This window comes from Streptomyces sp. NPDC001348 (assembly GCF_053597535.1).
Genome location: NZ_JBSFIK010000007.1, coordinates 94,350 through 113,083 on the forward strand (window position 1 = coordinate 94,350; position 18,734 = coordinate 113,083).

Annotated in this window: 15 protein-coding genes, 2 tRNA genes and 1 pseudogene; 14 read left to right on the plus strand and 4 right to left on the minus strand. The window is 72.1% G+C overall.

Annotated elements, in window-relative coordinates; genetic code table 11:
• Positions 1-272: 272 nt before the first annotated feature.
• Entirely contained in the window at positions 273-1,613 is a 1,341-nt protein-coding gene (gene murA, locus ACWC21_RS09940) for a UDP-N-acetylglucosamine 1-carboxyvinyltransferase (protein WP_388803930.1), read from the minus strand.
• 276 nt (positions 1,614-1,889) lie between these two features.
• Here murA and ACWC21_RS09945 point away from each other — a divergent pair, with 276 nt between their 5' ends.
• The 9 genes and pseudogenes from ACWC21_RS09945 to ACWC21_RS09985 all read left to right on the plus strand — a co-directional run bounded on the left by ACWC21_RS09945 (position 1,890) and on the right by ACWC21_RS09985 (position 12,469).
• Positions 1,890-2,462 carry a YqgE/AlgH family protein gene (locus ACWC21_RS09945; RefSeq protein ID WP_450879973.1) on the plus strand — a complete coding sequence of 191 codons (573 nt, stop codon included), beginning with the start codon at positions 1,890-1,892 and terminating at the stop codon, positions 2,460-2,462.
• Positions 2,463-2,598: 136 nt separating this feature from the next.
• Positions 2,599-3,868, plus strand: a pseudogene (locus ACWC21_RS09950) (RNA-guided endonuclease InsQ/TnpB family protein).
• A 28-nt stretch (positions 3,869-3,896) separates the two neighbouring features.
• The gene (locus ACWC21_RS09955; protein ID WP_388803936.1) at positions 3,897-4,175 is read left to right on the plus strand and encodes a DUF3039 domain-containing protein; all 279 of its coding nucleotides are present in this window, start codon (positions 3,897-3,899) and stop codon (positions 4,173-4,175) included.
• Between the two features lie 207 nt (positions 4,176-4,382).
• Positions 4,383-6,005, plus strand: a complete 1,623-nt coding sequence (locus ACWC21_RS09960; RefSeq protein WP_450879975.1) for a beta-N-acetylhexosaminidase — start codon at positions 4,383-4,385, stop codon at positions 6,003-6,005.
• 235 nt (positions 6,006-6,240) lie between these two features.
• On the plus strand, positions 6,241-7,134 hold the full coding sequence (locus tag ACWC21_RS09965) for an FAD binding domain-containing protein (RefSeq protein ID WP_450879978.1): 894 nt from the start codon (positions 6,241-6,243) through the stop codon (positions 7,132-7,134).
• Positions 7,131-8,684 (plus strand): 2Fe-2S iron-sulfur cluster-binding protein, encoded by a 1,554-nt coding sequence (locus ACWC21_RS09970; RefSeq protein WP_450879980.1) that lies wholly within the window; start codon positions 7,131-7,133, stop codon positions 8,682-8,684. The genes ACWC21_RS09965 and ACWC21_RS09970 overlap by 4 nt, the downstream gene beginning before the upstream one ends.
• Positions 8,681-10,990 (plus strand): xanthine dehydrogenase family protein molybdopterin-binding subunit, encoded by a 2,310-nt coding sequence (locus ACWC21_RS09975; RefSeq protein WP_450879982.1) that lies wholly within the window; start codon positions 8,681-8,683, stop codon positions 10,988-10,990. The genes ACWC21_RS09970 and ACWC21_RS09975 overlap by 4 nt, the downstream gene beginning before the upstream one ends.
• Positions 10,987-11,124, plus strand: coding sequence for a hypothetical protein (locus tag ACWC21_RS09980; protein WP_450879984.1), 138 nt, complete (start codon positions 10,987-10,989; stop codon positions 11,122-11,124). Before ACWC21_RS09975 ends, ACWC21_RS09980 begins: the two co-directional genes overlap by 4 nt.
• A gap of 193 nt (positions 11,125-11,317) precedes the next feature.
• On the plus strand, positions 11,318-12,469 hold the full coding sequence (locus ACWC21_RS09985; RefSeq protein WP_450879986.1) for an SUKH-4 family immunity protein: 1,152 nt from the start codon (positions 11,318-11,320) through the stop codon (positions 12,467-12,469).
• Between the two features lie 26 nt (positions 12,470-12,495).
• Here the strand turns inward: ACWC21_RS09985 and ACWC21_RS09990 are convergent, their stop codons facing one another.
• The 3 genes from ACWC21_RS09990 to ACWC21_RS10000 all read right to left on the minus strand — a co-directional run bounded on the left by ACWC21_RS09990 (position 12,496) and on the right by ACWC21_RS10000 (position 13,543).
• Positions 12,496-13,206, minus strand: coding sequence for a hypothetical protein (locus ACWC21_RS09990; RefSeq protein ID WP_450879988.1), 711 nt, complete (start codon positions 13,204-13,206; stop codon positions 12,496-12,498).
• Positions 13,207-13,353: 147 nt separating this feature from the next.
• Positions 13,354-13,425, minus strand: a tRNA-Cys gene (locus ACWC21_RS09995).
• Between the two features lie 20 nt (positions 13,426-13,445).
• A tRNA-OTHER gene (locus ACWC21_RS10000) sits at positions 13,446-13,543 on the minus strand.
• Positions 13,544-13,715: 172 nt separating this feature from the next.
• Between ACWC21_RS10000 and ACWC21_RS10005 the strand changes: the two genes are divergently transcribed.
• The 5 genes from ACWC21_RS10005 to ACWC21_RS10025 all read left to right on the plus strand — a co-directional run bounded on the left by ACWC21_RS10005 (position 13,716) and on the right by ACWC21_RS10025 (position 18,645).
• A complete protein-coding gene (locus ACWC21_RS10005) occupies positions 13,716-15,167 on the plus strand; it encodes an MFS transporter (protein ID WP_450879990.1) in 1,452 nt (483 codons plus the stop codon).
• Between the two features lie 17 nt (positions 15,168-15,184).
• On the plus strand, positions 15,185-15,385 hold the full coding sequence (locus ACWC21_RS10010) for a ribbon-helix-helix protein, CopG family (RefSeq protein ID WP_450879992.1): 201 nt from the start codon (positions 15,185-15,187) through the stop codon (positions 15,383-15,385).
• Positions 15,382-15,762, plus strand: a complete 381-nt coding sequence (locus ACWC21_RS10015; RefSeq protein WP_450879994.1) for a type II toxin-antitoxin system death-on-curing family toxin — start codon at positions 15,382-15,384, stop codon at positions 15,760-15,762. Before ACWC21_RS10010 ends, ACWC21_RS10015 begins: the two co-directional genes overlap by 4 nt.
• Before the next feature lie 129 nt (positions 15,763-15,891).
• On the plus strand, positions 15,892-17,691 hold the full coding sequence (locus ACWC21_RS10020; protein WP_450879996.1) for a DEAD/DEAH box helicase: 1,800 nt from the start codon (positions 15,892-15,894) through the stop codon (positions 17,689-17,691).
• A gap of 312 nt (positions 17,692-18,003) precedes the next feature.
• Positions 18,004-18,645 carry an IclR family transcriptional regulator gene (locus tag ACWC21_RS10025; RefSeq protein WP_450879998.1) on the plus strand — a complete coding sequence of 214 codons (642 nt, stop codon included), beginning with the start codon at positions 18,004-18,006 and terminating at the stop codon, positions 18,643-18,645.
• The last annotated feature ends 89 nt before the right edge of the window (positions 18,646-18,734 follow it).

Below are 18,734 nucleotides of genomic sequence, written 5' to 3' on the forward strand. Positions count from 1 at the left end.
GCCTTGCCGGGGAGTTCGGCCTTCGCGCCCAGCTCCACGAGCTTCTCCATGCTGTGTCTGCCCGGGGGCAACCCCCGGACCCCCGGCCGGGAGCGGGCTGCTCGGGGCGGGGGCGGGTGGCTCGGGTGGGGTCAGCCGAGGGCCTTGTCGGGGAGTTCGGCCTTCGCGCCCAGCTCCACGAGCTTCTCCATGCTGTGTCTGCCCGGGGGCAACCCCCGGACCCCCGGCCGGGAGCGGACTGCTCGGGGCGGGGGCGGGTGGCTCGGGTGGGGTCAGCCGAGGGCCTTGCCGGGGAGTTCGACCTTCGCCCCCAGCTCCACGAGCTTCTCCATGAAGTTCTCGTAGCCGCGGTTGATGAGTTCGATGCCGTGGACCCGGGACGTGCCCTGGGCCGCCAGCGCGGCGATCAGGTACGAGAAACCGCCGCGCAGGTCCGGGATGACCAGGTCGGCGCCCTGGAGCTTCGTGGGGCCCGACACCACCGCGGAGTGGAGGAAGTTCCGCTGGCCGAAGCGGCAGTCGGAGCCGCCCAGGCACTCGCGGTAGAGCTGGATGTGCGCGCCCATCTGGTTCAGTGCGGAGGTGAAGCCCAGGCGGGACTCGTAGACCGTCTCGTGGATGATCGACAGGCCCGTGGCCTGCGTCAGGGCCACCACCAGCGGCTGCTGCCAGTCCGTCTGGAAGCCGGGGTGCACGTCCGTCTCCAGGGCGATCGACTTCAACTGCCCGCCGGGGTGCCAGAAGCGGATGCCCTCGTCGTCGATCTCGAAGGCGCCGCCCACCTTCCGGTAGGTGTTCAGGAACGTCATCATCGACCGCTGCTGGGCGCCCCGGACGTAGATGTCACCCTCGGTCGCCAGCGCCGCAGACGCCCAGGACGCGGCCTCCAGGCGGTCCGGGAGGGCGCGGTGGGTGTAGCCGCCGAGCTTGTCCACACCGGTGATGCGGATCGTGCGGTCGGTGTCCATCGCGATGATCGCGCCCATCTTCTGCAGAACGCAGATCAGGTCCTCGATCTCCGGCTCGACGGCCGCGTTGGACAACTCGGTGACGCCCTCGGCGAGTACGGCCGTCAGCAGCACCTGCTCGGTCGCGCCGACAGACGGGTACGGCAGCTGGATCTTGGTACCGCGCAGCCGCTGCGGAGCCTCCAGGTACTGGCCGTCCGCGCGCTTCTCGATCGTCGCCCCGAACTGCCGCAGCACGTCGAAGTGGAAGTCGATGGGGCGGCCACCGATGTCGCAGCCGCCCAGGCCCGGGATGAAGGCGTGGCCGAGACGGTGCAGCAGCGGACCGCAGAACAGGATCGGAATACGGCTGGAACCCGCGTGGGCGTCGATGTCGGCGACGTTCGCGCTCTCCACGTACGTCGGGTCGAGCACCAGTTCGCCGGGCTCCTCGCCCGGACGGACCGTCACCCCGTGCAACTGCAGCAGGCCGCGCACGACGCGCACGTCACGGATGTCCGGAACGTTGCGCAGTCGACTCGGCGCACTGCCCAGCAGGGCGGCGACCATGGCCTTGGGCACGAGGTTCTTCGCGCCGCGGACACGGATCTCGCCCTCCAGCGGGGTGCCGCCGTGGACAAGCAGGACATCGTCGTTGACGGTCATGAATCTCGCGTTCCATGGAGTCGGGCAGGGGTCGGCCGATCACTTTGCGCAGGGCCGGAGAAGACAGGGTAATCGCCGATTACCCCCCTCCCGTAAGCCCAAGTACCGCCCAGCTAGGTCATAGCTGTGTCACAACACGGACCGTTCACCACCGGGCACATCGCGTCACCGTCGCCCCGGCGTGCGCCCGGGTGCACCCATGCACCCTGAGCTGCATTCACTCCCCGGCCCCGATTGGCTCCCCACACCAGGGGAAGATGCGGGATCATGTCTGGCATGACCGAGGTGTCCTCGCTCACAGGGCGGCTGCTCGTGGCGACCCCCGCCCTGGCGGACCCGAACTTCGACCGTGCCGTGGTGCTCCTCCTCGACCACGACGAGGAGGGCTCGCTCGGCGTCGTCCTCAACCGGCCCACCCCGGTGGACGTGGGCGACATCCTGGAGGGCTGGGCCGATCTCACCGGCGAACCCGGCGTGGTCTTCCAGGGCGGCCCGGTGTCGCTGGACTCGGCACTCGGCGTCGCGGTCATCCCCGGTGGCACGGGCGGCGACCGGACCCCGCTCGGCTGGCGCCGGGTGCACGGGGCGATCGGGCTCGTCGACCTGGAGGCCCCGCCCGAGCTGCTGGCCTCGGCCCTCGGTTCCCTGCGCATCTTCGCGGGATACGCCGGCTGGGGCCCCGGCCAGCTGGAGGACGAGCTGGTGGAGGGCGCCTGGTACGTGGTCGAGTCGGAGCCCGGGGACGTCTCCTCGCCCTCCCCGGAGAGACTCTGGCGCGAGGTACTGCGCCGCCAGCGCAGCGAGCTGGCGATGGTGGCCACGTATCCGGACGACCCTTCGCTGAACTGAAGGGCGTGAGCTTCAGCAGTTCCTTGCAAGGCGCCTCAAGGTTCAGACGAGCAGGCAGCACTAGGCGTCCCCCGGTCGGGTGAGTCATGGTGAACCTGCAGTGGGTTGTCGTGCGCCTGTGCAGGTTTAACTGGTCGTGAAACTGGTGGTGCAGGTCAGGCTGCTGCCTACGCCCGAGCAGGCGGCGACGCTGGAGGCGACGCTGCGTGCCTGCAATGGAGCGGCGACCTGGGCCAGTGAGATTGCGTTCGAAAAGGGGGTGCGGAGGAACTTCGCGCTGCGCGAGCACACCTACGGGCAGATCAAGGCCTGGTGGGGTCTGGGGGCACAGGCCGCGCAGCGCGTGATCAAGAAGACGTGTGACGCGTACGCCACCCTGGAGGCGAACCGGAGGGCCGGGAATCTGGGCAGGCCGGGCTCGCAGCGTTACCGCAGGGCGACGGAGAGGCCGGTCGCCTTCCGGCCGTACGGGGCGCAGCCGTACGACGACCGGATGCCGTCCTGGCAGATCGCCGAGCGGCGGGTCTCGATCTGGACGACTGCCGGGCGGATCAGGGACGTGGGGTTCACCGCATCCTTGGAGCAACTGGCCACCTTGGCTCTGTACCGCAAGGGCGAGTCCGATCTGGTGTGCCGGGACGGCATGTGGTTCCTGAACGCCGCGCCTCGGTGACCAGCCGCTGGATCTGCTCCTGCGAGGTGCCCGAAGCACCGGCGAACACGGATCCGGTGGACTTCCTCGGCATCGACCTGGGCATCGTGAACATCGCCACCACCTCCGACGGCGAGATCATGGCCGGACGCGAGATCAACCGGGTCCGGGTACGGGAGCGCGCCCTCCGCAGCAAGCTGCAGAAGAAAAACACCCCGTCCGCCGAACCTCGGCTGAAGAAGCGCCGATTCAAAGAGGCGCGGCGGGCTCGGGACATCAACCACAAGATCGCGAAGCATGTGGTGGCCGAGGCGGAAAACGCACCGGTCGCGGGATCGCCCTCGAGGACCTGACAGGCATCCGCGAGCGGGTACGGCTTCGAAAGCCCCAACGGGCCACCCACTCCAGCTGGGCCTTCGCCCAGCTGGGGCAGTTCATCGCGTACAAGGCCCGCAAGGCAGGGGTACCGGTGGTGCACGTCGATCCGGCGTACACCTCCCGCACCTGCGCCGAGTGCGGGGACATCGACAAGGCGAACCGGGTCTCGCAGGCCCGGTTCGCGTGCCGGAACCGCGGCGTCGTTGCGCACGCGGACCGGAACAGCTCCCGCAACATCCGCGCCCGAGCGCGGGAGTTGTGGAGACGCGGGGCCCCGTCAACGGCCCCCGCCCCGCCACCGCGCCAGCGGAGCGGGGCCGGACGCAAACGCTGCGTCACAGCCAGTGATGCCCGTTGTGCGAGCCCGTCGCATTAGTGGCGGACAGTTGACTACTCTGGGGCTTATGAGCACTCTCGAGCCCGAGCGCGGGACTGGTACGGGGACCCTCGTAGAGCCGACGCCGCAGGTGTCCCACGGCGACGGCGACCACGAGCGCTTCGCCCACTACGTCCAGAAGGACAAGATCATGGCGAGCGCCCTCGACGGCACCCCCGTCGTGGCGCTCTGCGGCAAGGTGTGGGTGCCGGGCCGCGACCCGAAGAAGTACCCCGTGTGTCCCATGTGCAAGGAGATCTACGAATCCATGGACAGCGGAGGCGACGAGGGCGGCAAGGACAAGTAGCGGCCGCTGGGGCCGGTCCCCAGCCGCCGACGCGGCCCCCGGGGTGTCCCGCACGCCCCGGGGGCTTTCGCGCGCCCGCGCGGGCGATTGGTCGAGACCTCTTGTAGGCGGGTCGGCGCGCCCCTAGCCTCGTGCTGTTGTGATCTGCGGAACGTTGGTTGCGCATGATGCAACGGCTTCGGGCACCGGCTGGGGACGAGGACTGACGTGAGCGAACTGATTCCTGCACCGCGCGCCATCGAGGGCCCGATGCGCTGCGCCGTCACGCTCGACCGGGACACCACCCTGTGGGCCGGCCCGGGCACCGGCACCACGGAGCGCTGGCTGCGCGCCACGCTGGGCGCGGCCCTCGGCCTGCCCCTGCCGTCGGGGCCGCAGGACGCGCGCAACTCCGTACGCCTGCACCTGGACGACACGCTGGGGCCGGAGGCGTACCGGCTCGGCGTCGTATCCGGCTGGGGGGTCGAGATCCGTGGCGGTGACGCGGCCGGGGTCTTCTGGGGTGCCCAGACCCTGCGTCAGCTGCTCGGCCCCGACGCCTTCCGGCGGGCTCCAGTGCGCCCGGGGGCCGCCCGTGTGATCCCGCACCAGATCGTCGAGGACGCACCGCGCTTCGCCTGGCGTGGCCTCCTGCTCGACGTCGCCCGGCACTTCATGCCCAAGGACGGCGTGCTGCGCTATCTGGATCTCCTGGCCGCGCACAAACTCAACGTCCTCCACCTCCATCTGACGGACGACCAGGGCTGGCGGATCGAGATCGAGCGATATCCGGGACTGACCGAGGTCGGATCCTGGCGCACCCGGACGAAAACCGGGCACGGGGCCTCACCGCTGTGGGACGAGAAACCGCACGGCGGCTACTACACCCAGGACGACATCCGGGAGATCGTCGCCTACGCCGCCGATCGGCATATCACCGTGGTTCCGGAAATCGACGTACCGGGCCACTCGCAGGCCGCCATCGCCGCGTATCCGGAGCTCGGCAACACCGACGTCATCGACACCACCGCCCTTTCCGTCTGGGACACCTGGGGAATCAATCCCAACGTACTCGCCCCCACCGACAACACCCTCCGCTTCTACGAAGGGGTGTTCGAGGAAGTGCTCGCGCTCTTCCCGTCGGAATTCATCCACATCGGCGGCGACGAATGCCCCAAGGAGCAGTGGAGGCGATCGCCGGCCGCCCAGTCCCGGATCAAGGAACTCGGTCTCGCGGACGAGGACGAACTGCAGTCCTGGTTCATCGGCCACTTCGCGAAGTGGCTCTCCGCGCGCGGCCGCCGGCTCATCGGCTGGGACGAGATCCTCGAGGGCGGGCTCGCCGAGGGCGCGGCCGTGTCCTCCTGGCGCGGTTACGCGGGCGGGATCGCCGCCGCGCGGGCCGGCCACGACGTCGTCATGTGCCCCTCGCAGCACGTGTACCTCGACCACCGCCAGGCGCCCGGCGAGGACGAGCCCGTACCGATCGGCTACGTACGCACCCTGGAGGACGTCTACCGGTTCGAGCCGGTTCCACCGGAGCTGGACGAAGAACAGACCCGGCATGTGCTGGGCGCCCAGGCGAACGTGTGGACGGAGGTGATGGAGGACCCCGCGCGCGTGGACTACCAGACCTTCCCGCGGCTCGCCGCCTTCGCCGAGGTGGCCTGGAGCGCGCTGCCCGCCCCGGCGGAACGGGACTTCACCGGCTTCGAGCGCCGGATGGCCGCCCACTACGGCCGGCTCGACGCCCTGGGCGTCGCCTACCGCCCGCCCGCCGGCCCCCGGCCCTGGCAGCGGCGGCCCGGGGTGCTCGGGCGCCCGGTCGACGGGCCGCCCCCGAACAGCTAGGGCGAACACAACGGAAGAACCCCGTAAAAAGCTACGAAAGGCGTCAATCCCCGTACGTCGATGATGTCGTATGAAAACGGACCATCTCCGCAGTGGCGGGTGTGAATCACTCCTAGCGGACCCCCGCGTCCGGGCCCTGCGAAGATGTGCCAGAGTTGCCACGTCCGGCCTGTCAGCACGTACCGTACGGCAACACAGGTGGGACCAGGTGGGGCAGCGGGAAGGGGCAGCCGGTTTGACCACGCACGCACCGCAGGCGGCGCAGGCCGTGACGCTGCCCACGACACTGGACGAGGCCGTGGCGGCGCTCGCCGCCATGCCCACGGCCGTACCCGTGGCCGGCGGCACCGACCTGATGGCCGCCGTCAACTCCGGACAGCTCAGGCCCGCCGCCCTGGTGGGCCTCGGCCGGATCAGCGAGATCCGCGGCTGGCAGTACCAGGACGGCCACGCGCTGCTCGGCGCCGGCCTCACGCACGCGCGCATGGGCCGCCCCGACTTCGCGGCCCTCATCCCGGCGCTCGCCGCCGCCGCGCGCGCCGCCGGCCCGCCGCACATCCGCAACGCGGGCACCCTGGGCGGCAACATCGCCTCGGCCGCGCCCACCGGCGACGCGCTGCCGGTCCTGGCCGCCCTGGAGGCGACGCTGATCATCGCGGGCCCGGGCGGGGCCCGCCGGGAGATCCCGGTCTCGCACCTGCTGGCCGGGGTCGACATGCTGCGCGGCGGCGAACTCATCGGCTACGTGCGCGTGCCGCTGCTGCACGCCCCGCAGGTCTTCCTGAAGGCCACCGGACGGACCGGCCCCGGCCGGGCGGTCGCCTCCGTGGCGCTGGTCCTCGACCCGGCCCGGCGCGGAGTGCGGTGCGCGGTGGGTGCCATAGCGCCGATGCCCCTGCGGCCCCTGGAGGCCGAGCAGTGGGTCGGCCGGCTCATCGACTGGGACGGCGACCGCGCGATCGTGCCGGAGGCGCTGCACGCCTTCGGCGAGTACGTCTCCGCGGCCTGCATCCCCGACCCGGCCCCGGAGCAGGACGGCTCCGTACCGCAGCTTCCGCCCGCCGTACTGCACCTGCGGCGCACCGTCGCCGCACTGGCCCGACGAGCACTGGGGAGGGCGCTGTCGTGACCGACGACCAGCACGGAGAGGGCACGTCCCAGGGCGGCGGGCGCTGGGACCCGCTGCCCCAGGGTGACTACGACGACGGCGCCACCGCCTTCGTCAAGCTCCCCGAGGGCGGCATCGACGCCCTCCTGGCCGCGCCGGGTCACGGCTACGTGCCGCCGCAGATAACGGTGGCCCCCGGGGTCGACCCGGGCGCCGACCCGACGGCGGGCGGCACCTGGGCGGTGCAGGACACCGGCGCCCACTGGCCCGACCCGAACGCCGTGCCCCGGGGGACGGGAGCGGAGCCGGACGACCGGTTCACGTACAACCCCGCCGCCACCCAGCACTGGACCTACGACGAGCCCGCGGCCGCACCGGCCCCCGGGCACGACGTGACCGGTGAGTGGTCCATCCCCGTGGCCGGGGGCGACCTCCCGGACGAATCGGGCGAGTTCACCGCGTCATCCCTGGTCGAGCAGTGGGGTGGCGGCAACCCTCCGGCCACCCTCCCGGGCGGCGCGCCCGCGCCCTGGGTGACGGAGACGGCGGGGCAGCCGTGGGGACAGCCGGAGCCGGAGGCGACCACCGCGCAGCCGGGTCACCCGGTGCCCGGACACCCCGCCCACGAGGAGTTCCGGCCCGAGACCTACCCCGAGCCGCCGGCCGAGCGGACGCCGGAGCCCGCGCAGGCGGGCGACCCCGAGCCGGTCCCGGACACCCGGGAGGCCGCACAGGCCCCCGACGGGCTCGCTGAGCCGCCCGCGGAGCCCGGGACGGACGACGGGCCCGCCCACGGGCCGGAGGCCGCGCAAGAGGCCGCCACGGCCGAGGAGACCGCACCGCCGGACGAGGCGCCCGCCCCCGAGGCCGCCGCACCCGACGAGGTGCCCCCGCCGCCCGCGCACGACGAACACCCGCTCGCCTCCTACGTCCTGCGCGTGAACGACACCGAGCGTCCCGTCACCGACGCCTGGATCGGCGAGTCGCTGCTGTACGTGCTGCGCGAGCGGCTCGGGCTCGCCGGGGCCAAGGACGGCTGCTCGCAGGGCGAGTGCGGGGCCTGCAACGTCCAGGTCGACGGGCGGCTCGTCGCCTCCTGCCTGGTCCCCGCCGTCACCGCCGCCGGCAGCGAGGTGCGCACCGTCGAGGGCCTCGCGGTGGACGGCCGGCCCTCCGACGTGCAGCGGGCGCTCGCCAAGTGCGGCGCGGTGCAGTGCGGTTTCTGCGTTCCCGGCATGGCGATGACCGTGCACGACCTGCTCGAGGGCAACCCGGCACCGACCGACCTCGAGACGCGTCAGGCGCTGTGCGGCAACCTGTGCCGCTGCTCCGGCTACCGGGGCGTCCTGGACGCCGTCCAGGAGGTCGTCGCCGAACGCGAGGCACATGCCGCGGCCGAGACCGAGACGGACACGGACGGGGTACGTATTCCCCACCAGGCGGGCCCGGGAGCCGGCGGCGTCAACACGTCGGCCTTCGACTCACCGGGGACCTTCGGCGGTGCCGGAGGGGTCTTCGGCGGTCCCGCACCGCACGACCAGCACTACGGCCAGGACGGAGGCCAGGCGTGAGCAACGAGACCGCCACCGCGACCACGGCCGCGGAGCCCGCCCCCGCCGCCGACCCGCTCCCGCACGGCCTCGGCGCCTCCCTGCCGGCCGCAGACGCCCGCGCCAAGACCGAAGGCACCTTCCCGTACGCCGCCGACCTGTGGGCCGAGGGCCTGCTCTGGGCGGCCGTACTGCGTTCCCCGCACGCGCACGCGCGCATCGTGTCCATCGACACCTCCCACGCGCGCGAGATGCCCGGCGTACGGGCCGTCGTCACCCATGAGGACGTCCCCGGCACCCCGCGGCACGGCCGGGGCACTCCCGACCGCCCGGTGTTCGCCTCCGAGGTCGTACGCCACCACGGCGAGCCCATCGCCGCCGTCGCCGCCGACCACCCCGACACCGCGCGGATGGCCGCCGCGGCCGTCATCGTCGAGTACGAGGTGCTCGACCCGGTCACCGACCCCGAACAGGCCTTCGAGGCCGAACCGCTGCACCCCGACGGCAACCTGATCCGGCACATCCCGCTGCGCCACGGCGACCCGGACGCGCACGGCGAGATCGTCGTCGAGGGCCTGTACCGCATCGGGCGCCAGGACCCGGCCCCCATCGGCGCGGAGGCGGGGCTCGCCGTGCCCCGCCCCGACGGCGGCGTGGAGCTCTACCTGGCCTCCACCGACCCGCACACCGACCGCAACACCGCCGCCGCCGTCTTCGGCCTGGCCCCCGAACGCGTGAAGGTCGTCGTCACCGGCGTCCCCGGCGCCACCGCCGACCGCGAGGACCAGGGCTTCCAGCTGCCGCTCGGACTGCTGGCCCTGAAGACCGGCTGCCCGGTGAAACTGACGGCGAGCCGCGAGGAGTCCTTCCTCGGCCACACCCACCGCCACCCCACACTGCTGCGCTACCGCCACCACGCCGCCGCCGACGGCACGCTGGTCAAGGTGGAGGCGCAGATCCTCCTCGACGCGGGCGCGTACGCCGACACGTCCGCCGAGGCCCTGGCCGCCGCCGTCTCCTTCGCCTGCGGCCCGTACGTCGTCCCCAACGCCTTCATCGAGGGCTGGGCGGTACGCACCAACAACCCGCCCTCCGGCCATGTGCGCGGCGAGGGCGCCATGCAGGTGTGCGCCGCCTACGAGGCGCAGATGGACAAGCTCGCCAAGAAGCTGGGCCTGGACCCGGCGGAGGTGCGGCTGCGCAACGCCCTCGCGACCGGCGACGTCCTCCCGATCGGCCAGACCGTCACCTGCCCGGCGCCGGTCGCCGAGCTCCTCCAGGCGGTACGGGACTTCCCGCTCCCGCCGCTGCCCAAGGACACCCCCGAGGACGAGTGGCTGCTGCCCGGCGGCCCCGAGGGCGCGGGCGAGCCGGGCGCCGTACGCCGGGGCGTCGGCTACGGCGTGGGCATGGTGCACATGCTCGGCGCGGAGGGCGCGGACGAGGTCTCGACGGCGACGGTGAAGGTCCACGACGGCATCGCCACCGTGCTCTGCGCGGCGGTGGAGACCGGCCAGGGCTTCACCACGCTGGCCCGGCAGATCGTCCAGGACACGCTCGGCATCGACGAGGTGCACGTGGCACCCGTGGACACCGACCAGCCCCCGGCCGGCCCGAGCTGCCACGGCCGCCACACCTGGGTGTCGGGCGGCGCGGTGGAACGGGCGGCGAAGATGGTCCGCACACAACTCCTGCAGCCCCTGGCGCACAAGTTCGGCATGTCCACCGAGCTGCTCCAGATCACCGACGGCAAGATCACGTCGTACGACGGCGTGCTGTCCACCACCGTCACCGAGGCGCTGGAGGGCAAGGAGCTGTGGGCCACGGCCCAGTGCCGCCCCCACCCCACCGAACCACTCGACGCCTCCGGCCAGGGCGACGCCTTCGTGGGCCTGGCCTTCTGCGCGGTCCGCGCGGTGGTGGACGTCGACATCGAACTCGGCTCCGTAAGGGTCGTGGAACTGGCCGTCGCCCAGGACGTGGGCCGCGTGCTCAACCCGGCCCAGCTCGAGGCCCGTATCGAGGCGGGCGTCACTCAGGGCGTCGGCATCGCGCTCACCGAGAACCTGCGCACCCCGCGCGGCCTGATCCGGCACCCCGACCTCACCGGGTACGCGCTGCCCACGGCCCTGGACGCCCCCGACATCCGGATCGTCAAACTCGTCGAGGAACGCGACGTGGTCGCCCCCTTCGGCGCGAAGGCGGCCAGCGCGGTGCCGGTGGTCACCTCCCCGGCGGCCATCGCCTCCGCCGTCCGCGCGGCGACCGGCCGCCCGGTCAACCGCCTCCCGATCCGCCCCCAGGCCGCGGTGGTGACGGCCCAGTGAACGGCCAGGAGCCCCAGGAGTCGCCGGAGCCGCGCTACGAGCCGCCGCCGGCGGTCGGCAAGCTGCTGCTGTGGATCCTGCTGTTCGTGATGGCGGCGGTCGTGGTGGTGCTGGGCGGGGTCTACTTCACCTGAGGCACGGGCCTTCCTGATCATGCTCCCGTCCGCGGCGGAACGGGCCCGGGTCGCCTGACGTCCTCTCCTGCGGGGCGTTGTCAGTGGGGCGGCGTACTGTTCCGATCAGTGGGGACGGCCCGTGTCCCGCTCACGCACTACGCAGTGCGCACCACGTACGACGCACCACGTACGACTGAATCGCGGGGGAGCGATGAGCACGATTGACGCCGGTGTCGCGGTGATCACCCTGACCGAGGACGACCTCGGCCCGTACGTCACGCACGCCCCGACGCGCCACTGGCTGACCGGCCCCGGACTGCCCGGTGACAGCGACCTGTTGACGTTCGACCCGCTCCGTACGGCGGGGCTGCGCACGCTCGCGGACGCCGCGGACGACCCGGCCGAGCATCTGCGGAACCGGCTGGTGATAGGGGAACTGCTCAACCCCGCGGGGATGGACCCGGAATCCCTGCTGCTCGACGGCGGTACGGGCGAGATCACGACCACGTACCTCTTCGAGGCGATGGACAGCCGGCCCTTCGCGCCCTCGCTGGAGGCGCTGGTCCGGTTCGCCTCGGTCACGGAGGAACTGGCCGCCCTCCGGGGCGAGTTCGCCGCGTACGCGGGCCGGCACGGCACCAAGGCGGCCACGGAGGCGTCCCGCCGTCTCCTCGCCCTCTTCGAGGAGGGCACGGGCGGTGAGGTTCCCCCGTACTGGAAGGCGGCCGCGCTGATCCGTCCCCTCGCCCTGGTCGCGGGCCCCGGCACGGACTCCGGCCTCAGACTGGACCTCCCCGCCCGCCTGCTCGACCAGGAGTTCGGTCAGGGCCGGGTGGCCCGCTTCGAGGAGGTCGACTTCCCGGCCGCGCTCACCCACGAGCCGACCCGCCGCTTCCTGCGCGAGACCGGGCTGCCGGAGAACGCGGTCCTCTTCCACCTGGACACGGACGTCTCCCTGCCCACGCTCACGGAGTACTTCACCTCGGACCGCGCCGACGACCACCCCCTCGAGGTCCTCCCCGCCCACGCCGACCATCTGATACGCCTCGGCCACCTGACGGAGGACAACAGCCTGGTGATCGACGGCAGGACGGGCGCGGTCCTGAACCTCAGCGAGCCCGAGGCGGCCCTGTACCCCCTGAACACCGACGTCTCCACCCTCGCCTTCACCCTCTGGCTCCTGCACCACGAGCGCACGATCGACGATCACCTGGGGCACGAACTGACCACCCGGGCCTACGACCAGCTGGCCGCGGCGATGATCCAGACCCTGGCCTCCATCGACCCGACCGGCACCACGACGGGGGCCGACTGGCACTACTGGACGGACCGCTTCCAGGACGAGGCGGGCGGAGTGCTCTGAGCGGTCCCGGCAGCCGCAGCGGCCGGTCAGCGCTCCGGGAGCCGGTCGTAGGTCTTGAAGGTGTAGGTGGCGTCGTAGGTCATCAGGTTGCCGCTCGCGGCCGGCAGGCCGAGCCGCCGGTTGAGCGGTCCGGTCAGCGGCCCGCAGTGCTCGGCGGCCGGGGCGGTGAAGGTGTCGTCGTACGCCGAGAACTTGATGACCGGCGGATCCTGCGAGACCCACTCCGAGGGCCCCGACCGCTTCATCCGGAAGTCGACCGGCTCGCCCGCCCCGATGACGCAGCTGTGCGGCAGCCAGGGGCTGATCAACCGGAACCGCAGACTGAACTGCCCCGTGTAGAAGTCGGAGCGGCCCCCGTACTCCGGCCGTATCGCCCCGGGCAACCCGTCCCCCAGCGCGGTCGGCGCACTGCGCATCGCGCCCCACACCTGCCCGTCGGTACCGTCCGCCAGGGGCCCCTCGGCATGCGTCATGGTGATCGGCGCGAGCGCCACGCCGACCTTGCCGATCGTCAGCTTCGGCGCCGCGGTGTGCACCTCGCACCGCCACTTGCCCGGGTCGACACCGGCGGGCAGGGCCGGGCAGTCACTGAAATCGGCGGTCGCCAGGGGCCGTGCCGAGGCGACACCGGGCGCGTACACCCCCGTGACAGCGGCCAGGGCGACGGCGCCGACGACGGAGACGGCGGCGCGGCGGACGACGGAAGCGCGAGGACGATCAGCGGTGGCGTTCGACATGCCCCTCAGCCTGCCGACCACGAGGCGCACCCCACCATCGGTGACAGCCCCAAGATCACCCTGAGGTGACCCTGATGGACAGTCAGGGATGCGCAAGCTGAAGGGAGTTGCACCTCGCCCAGTAGCCATCGCGGTGCACTGTTTCCGAGGCCGTGGCGGGAATCGAACCCGCGTTACTCGCTTTGCAGGCGAGTCCCTGAACCACTCGGGCACACGGCCGTGATCAACTTCGTCCAACACGGCCGTGGCGGGAATCGGACCCGCGTGACTCCCCGCGAGCGGAGCTCGCTGATGGATGCAGCGCAGGCGAGTCCCTGAACCACTCGGGCACCCGGCCGTGTTGACGAGACGACCGTAGGGCGGGGCGGGGGAGGGGCTCAAGGGAGGCGCCGGGGCTGCAACGGGACTGCCATACGGCGTTCATGAACGGGGGTGTAGGACCAAGGTCCCGGGGTGCAGGCGACCTCGGACAGGGGTCAAACCGGGCCGTGCGCCTTACGCTGACGGCCATGGACGCCCTTGAACGACGCGATGCCGAAGTCGCCGCCCCCGTCGACGGAGCGGCGGACACCGTCCTCGGGCGGGCCCACCGGGCGCTGACCGTCGGGATCGTGTCCGTCGTGGTGCTGATCGCCTTCGAGGCGACCGCGGTGGGGACGGCGATGCCGGTCGCCGCGCGGGACCTGGGCGGGGTGTCGCTGTACGCGTTCGCGTTCTCGGGATATTTCACGACGAGCCTGTTCGGCATGGTGCTCGCCGGGCAGTGGTCCGACCGGCGGGGGCCGCTCGGGGCGCTCACCACCGGGATCGGGGCCTTCGCCGCGGGGCTGGTGGTGGCCGGGACCGCCGGGGCGATGTGGGTGTTCATCGTGGGGCGGGCCGTGCAGGGCTTCGGCGGCGGGCTGGTGATCGTCGCCCTTTACGTCGTCGTGGGCCGTGCCTATCCCGATCGGCTGCGGGCCGCCATCATGGCCGCCTTCGCCGCCGGCTGGGTCGTGCCGTCGGTCGTCGGCCCCCTGGCGGCGGGCGCGGTGACCGAGCACCTCGGCTGGCGCTGGGTGTTCCTCGGTATCCCGGTGCTGGTCACCCTCCCGCTGGCCCTCGCGCTGCCGCAGATACGGCGCCGGGCCGGAGGACCCGTCGACGACGCGGCGGTGACCGCTTTCGACCGGCGGCGCATCCGGCTCGCGCTCGGTATCTCCCTCGGCGCGGGACTGCTGCAGTACGCCGCGCAGGACCTGCGGTGGGTCTCCCTGCTGCCCGGTGCCGCAGGCGCCGCGCTGCTCGTGCCGGCCGTGCTCGGGCTGCTGCCGCGCGGCACCTACCGGGCGGCCCGCGGGCTGCCGTCGGTCGTGCTGCTGCGCGGGGTCGCCGCGGGGTCCTTCATCGCCTCCGAGTCCTTCGTGCCGCTGATGCTGGTCACCCGGCGGGGGCTGTCGCCGACACTGGCGGGCTTCTCGCTCGCGGCGGGCGGGGCGACCTGGGCACTGGGCTCCTGGGTGCAGTCGCGGGCGCGGTTCGCGCCGTACCGGGAGCGGCTGATGACCTTCGGGATGCTGCTGGTGGCGGCGGCCATCACCACCGCGCCCAGTGTGCTGATACCGGCGGTGCCGGTGTGGACCGTCGCCGTCGCCTGGGCGTTCGGCTGCTTCGGCATGGGGCTGGTGATCTCCTCCGCGGGCGTACTCCTGTTCCAGCTGTCCGCCCCGGAGGAGGCCGGCACCAACTCCGCCGCACTGCAGATCTCCGACGCCCTCGCCAACGTCGTCTGCCTCGCGGCGGCGGGAGCGGCCTTCGCGGCGCTGGGCGGCGGCAGTACGGCGGTCACGGCAGGCGGACACACCGGTGCCTCCGGGGTCGCGTTCGCCGCGGTGTTCCTGCCGATGGCGGGGGTGGCGCTGGTCGGGGTCTGGGTGACGACGCGGCTGATGCCAGCGAGTGGTACCAATATGACCCCATGACGTAGTACCATTTCGGTATGGCTATGAACCTGCGTCTCCGCGACGACCAGACGGAAGCCCTGAAGGTGCGAGCCGAGGAGGAAGGGGTCAGTATGCACGCCATACTGCTGCGGGCCGTGGACGACTATCTGGCTCGGACGGCTCATGAGGCCCTGGTTCGCAAGGCCGCCAAGGAGCAGACCGCCAAGTGGGCCGAGCTGCTGGAGCGGCTCAAGTGACCTACGTGTACCTGTCGGCCGAGGATGTCCTTGCCATCGCTGAGCACGCGGTCGATGACCAGGTCGTCGTCGTACGCGACGCGGGCCTGCTGGAGTCGGCTGTGCACCGCCCTTCGGCTTCGATGTTCGGGCAGGAGGCGTACAGCGACCTCTTCGACAAGGCGGCGGCCCTGCTGCAGTCACTGGCGATCAATCGTCCCCTCGTCGACGGGAACAAGCGCACGGCTTGGGTGTCCTGTGTCGTCTTTCTGGCCATGAACGAGGTGCAGTTGCGCCCGGACATCGACGCGGCAGAGCGCCTTGTCGTCGCGGTGGCGACCGGCAGCCTGGAGGAAGTCAAGGTCATCGGCGAGGCGCTGCGGGAGTTGGCGGAGTAGTCGATGTGACGTGGGTCCCACCCGCCGGTGACCCGGCCTCGTCCGCGCGTCGGCACCGCCGGGCCGCCGGTAGGGTGGCCCGGTTGTCATACGCAGACGAGCAGCCCGACGTCCAGATCCTCGGAGACCGTGACTACCACCGCCGCTTCCTCCACGCACAACCACCACCTCTCGCCCGCCTTCCCGGGCCGTGCCCCCTGGGGCACCGCCAGCAAGCTGCGTGCCTGGCAGCAGGGGGCGATGGAGAAGTACATCCAGGAGCAGCCGCGTGACTTCCTCGCCGTCGCCACGCCGGGCGCCGGCAAGACGACGTTCGCGCTGACGCTCGCCTCCTGGCTGCTGCACCACCACGTCGTGCAGCAGGTGACCGTGGTCGCGCCGACCGAGCACCTGAAGAAGCAGTGGGCGGAGGCGGCCGCGCGGATAGGCATCAAGCTCGACCCCGAGTACAGCGCGGGACCCCTGGGGAAGGACTACCAGGGCGTCGCCGTGACGTACGCCGGTGTCGGTGTGCGTCCCATGCTGCACCGCAACCGGGTCGAGCAGCGCAAGACCCTCGTCATCCTCGACGAGATCCACCACGCCGGTGACTCCAAGTCCTGGGGCGAGGCCTGTCTGGAGGCGTTCGAGCCGGCCACCCGGCGACTCGCGCTCACCGGCACGCCGTTCCGCTCCGACACCAACCCGATCCCCTTCGTCACCTACGAGGAGGGGCAGGACGGGATCCGGCGGTCCGCCGCCGACTACACGTACGGGTACGGCAACGCGCTCGCCGACCACGTCGTCCGGCCCGTCATCTTCCTCTCCTACAGCGGCAACATGCGCTGGCGCACGAAGGCCGGTGACGAGGTCGCCGCCCGGCTCGGCGAGCCGATGACGAAGGACGCCGTCAGCCAGGCCTGGCGCACCGCCCTGGACCCGCGCGGCGAATGGATGCCGGCCGTGCTGCGCGCCGCCGACCAGCGGCTCACCGAGGTCAGGAAGGCCATCCCGGACGCGGGCGCCCTCGTCATCGCCTCCGACCAGGACTCGGCGCGCGCGTACGCCAAGCTGATCCGGGAGATCACCGGCAGCAAGGCCACCCTCGTGCTGTCCGACGACGCCGGAGCCTCGAGCAGGATCGACGAGTTCAGCGGGAACAACGACCGCTGGATGGTCGCCGTCCGCATGGTGTCCGAGGGCGTCGACGTACCCCGGCTCGCGGTCGGCGTGTACGCCACCACCATCTCCACCCCGCTGTTCTTCGCCCAGGCCGTCGGCCGTTTCGTACGGTCCCGGCGGCGCGGCGAGACCGCCTCGGTCTTCCTGCCGACCGTCCCCGACCTGCTCACCTTCGCCAACGAGATGGAGGTGGAGCGGGACCACGCCCTCGACAAGCCGAAGAAGGAGGGCGAGGGGGACCCGTACGCCGAGTCCGAGAAGGAGATGGAGGAGGCGAACAAGGAGCAGGACGAGGACACCGGCGAGCAGGACATGCTGCCCTTCGAGGCGCTGGAGTCCGACGCCGTCTTCGACCGGGTGCTGTACGACGGCGCCGAGTTCGGTATGCAGGCCCACCCGGGCAGCGAGGAGGAGCAGGACTACCTCGGTATCCCCGGACTCCTCGAACCCGACCAGGTGCAGCTGCTGCTGCAGAAGCGGCAGGCCCGGCAGATCGCGCACAGCCGCAAGAAGCCGGACGACGAGGCCGACCTGCTGGAGCTGCCCGCCGAGCGGCGGCCCGTCGTCTCCCACAAGGAGATGATGGAGCTGCGCAAGCAGCTCAACACCATGGTCAGCGCGTACGTCCACCAGAGCGGCAAGCCGCACGGGGTGATCCACACCGAGCTGCGGCGGGTGTGCGGCGGGCCGCCGAGCGCCGAGGCCACGGCCGGGCAGCTGCGGCAGCGGATCGCCAAGGTGCAGGAGTGGGCGACGCGTATGCGTTGATCCGCCCCGCGGCCCCAGGGGCGCACGGCGCGGCGGGCGCGCCGCACGTATCAGGACGAAGGTCGCAGGCCATGGCGGCTGGCGCCCGGATTCTGGACGGAGGCTTCCGCTCAGCGAACCCGCTTCGCTACTGTCCCGCTACGCACACGCCCCGTGGCAGCGCCGCCGCGGAGCGCAGCCGTGAAGCGACCGGTTCCGGAGCCGCCGGGCCCGTCTGTCGATCGGCGGCCTCTGACGCGCGTCGCTGACGGGACTCGGTGACACATCCCTCGCTCAGGGGTTGCCGACCTCACCACCGAAGGAGTGGGCGTCGTGACCGCGGAGACCTCTCAGACGCTCGACCGGGGACTACGCGTCCTCAAACTGCTCGCCGACACCGACCACGGGCTGACCGTCACCGAGCTGTCCACCAAACTGGGCGTGAACCGGACCGTCGTGTACCGGTTGCTCGCCACCCTCGAACAGCACGCGCTCGTACGGCGTGATCTGGGCGGGCGAGCCCGCGTCGGACTGGGTGTGCTGCGACTGGGCCGGCAGGTGCACCCGCTGGTACGGGAGGCGGCGCTGCCCGCGCTCAGGTCGCTGGCGGAGGACATCGGGGCGACCGCCCACCTCACGCTGGTGGACGGGAGCGAGGCGCTGGCCGTCGCGGTGGTCGAGCCGACGTGGACGGACTACCACGTGGCCTACCGGGCGGGTTTCCGGCATCCCCTGGACCGCGGGGCCGCGGGCCGGGCGATCCTCGCCGCCCGGCATTCACCGTCCGCGGAGCCGGGGTACATCCTGACGCACGGTGAACTCGAGGCCGGGGCCAGCGGGGCGGCGGCGCCCCTGCTCGGGGTCACGGGTGTGGAGGGCAGCGTCGGCGTGGTCATGCTGGCGGACGCCGTGCCGGACCGGGTGGGGCAGCGCGTCGTCGACGCGGCGCGGGAGGTCGCGGAGGCGCTGCGGTGACGCTGCGCTCGGCTTGGCCGGCTCGGCCGGCTCGGCCGGGCGGGGGGAGCCGCCGGCCGGGGTCACTGCCGGGGCGCGCGGGTCGCGCT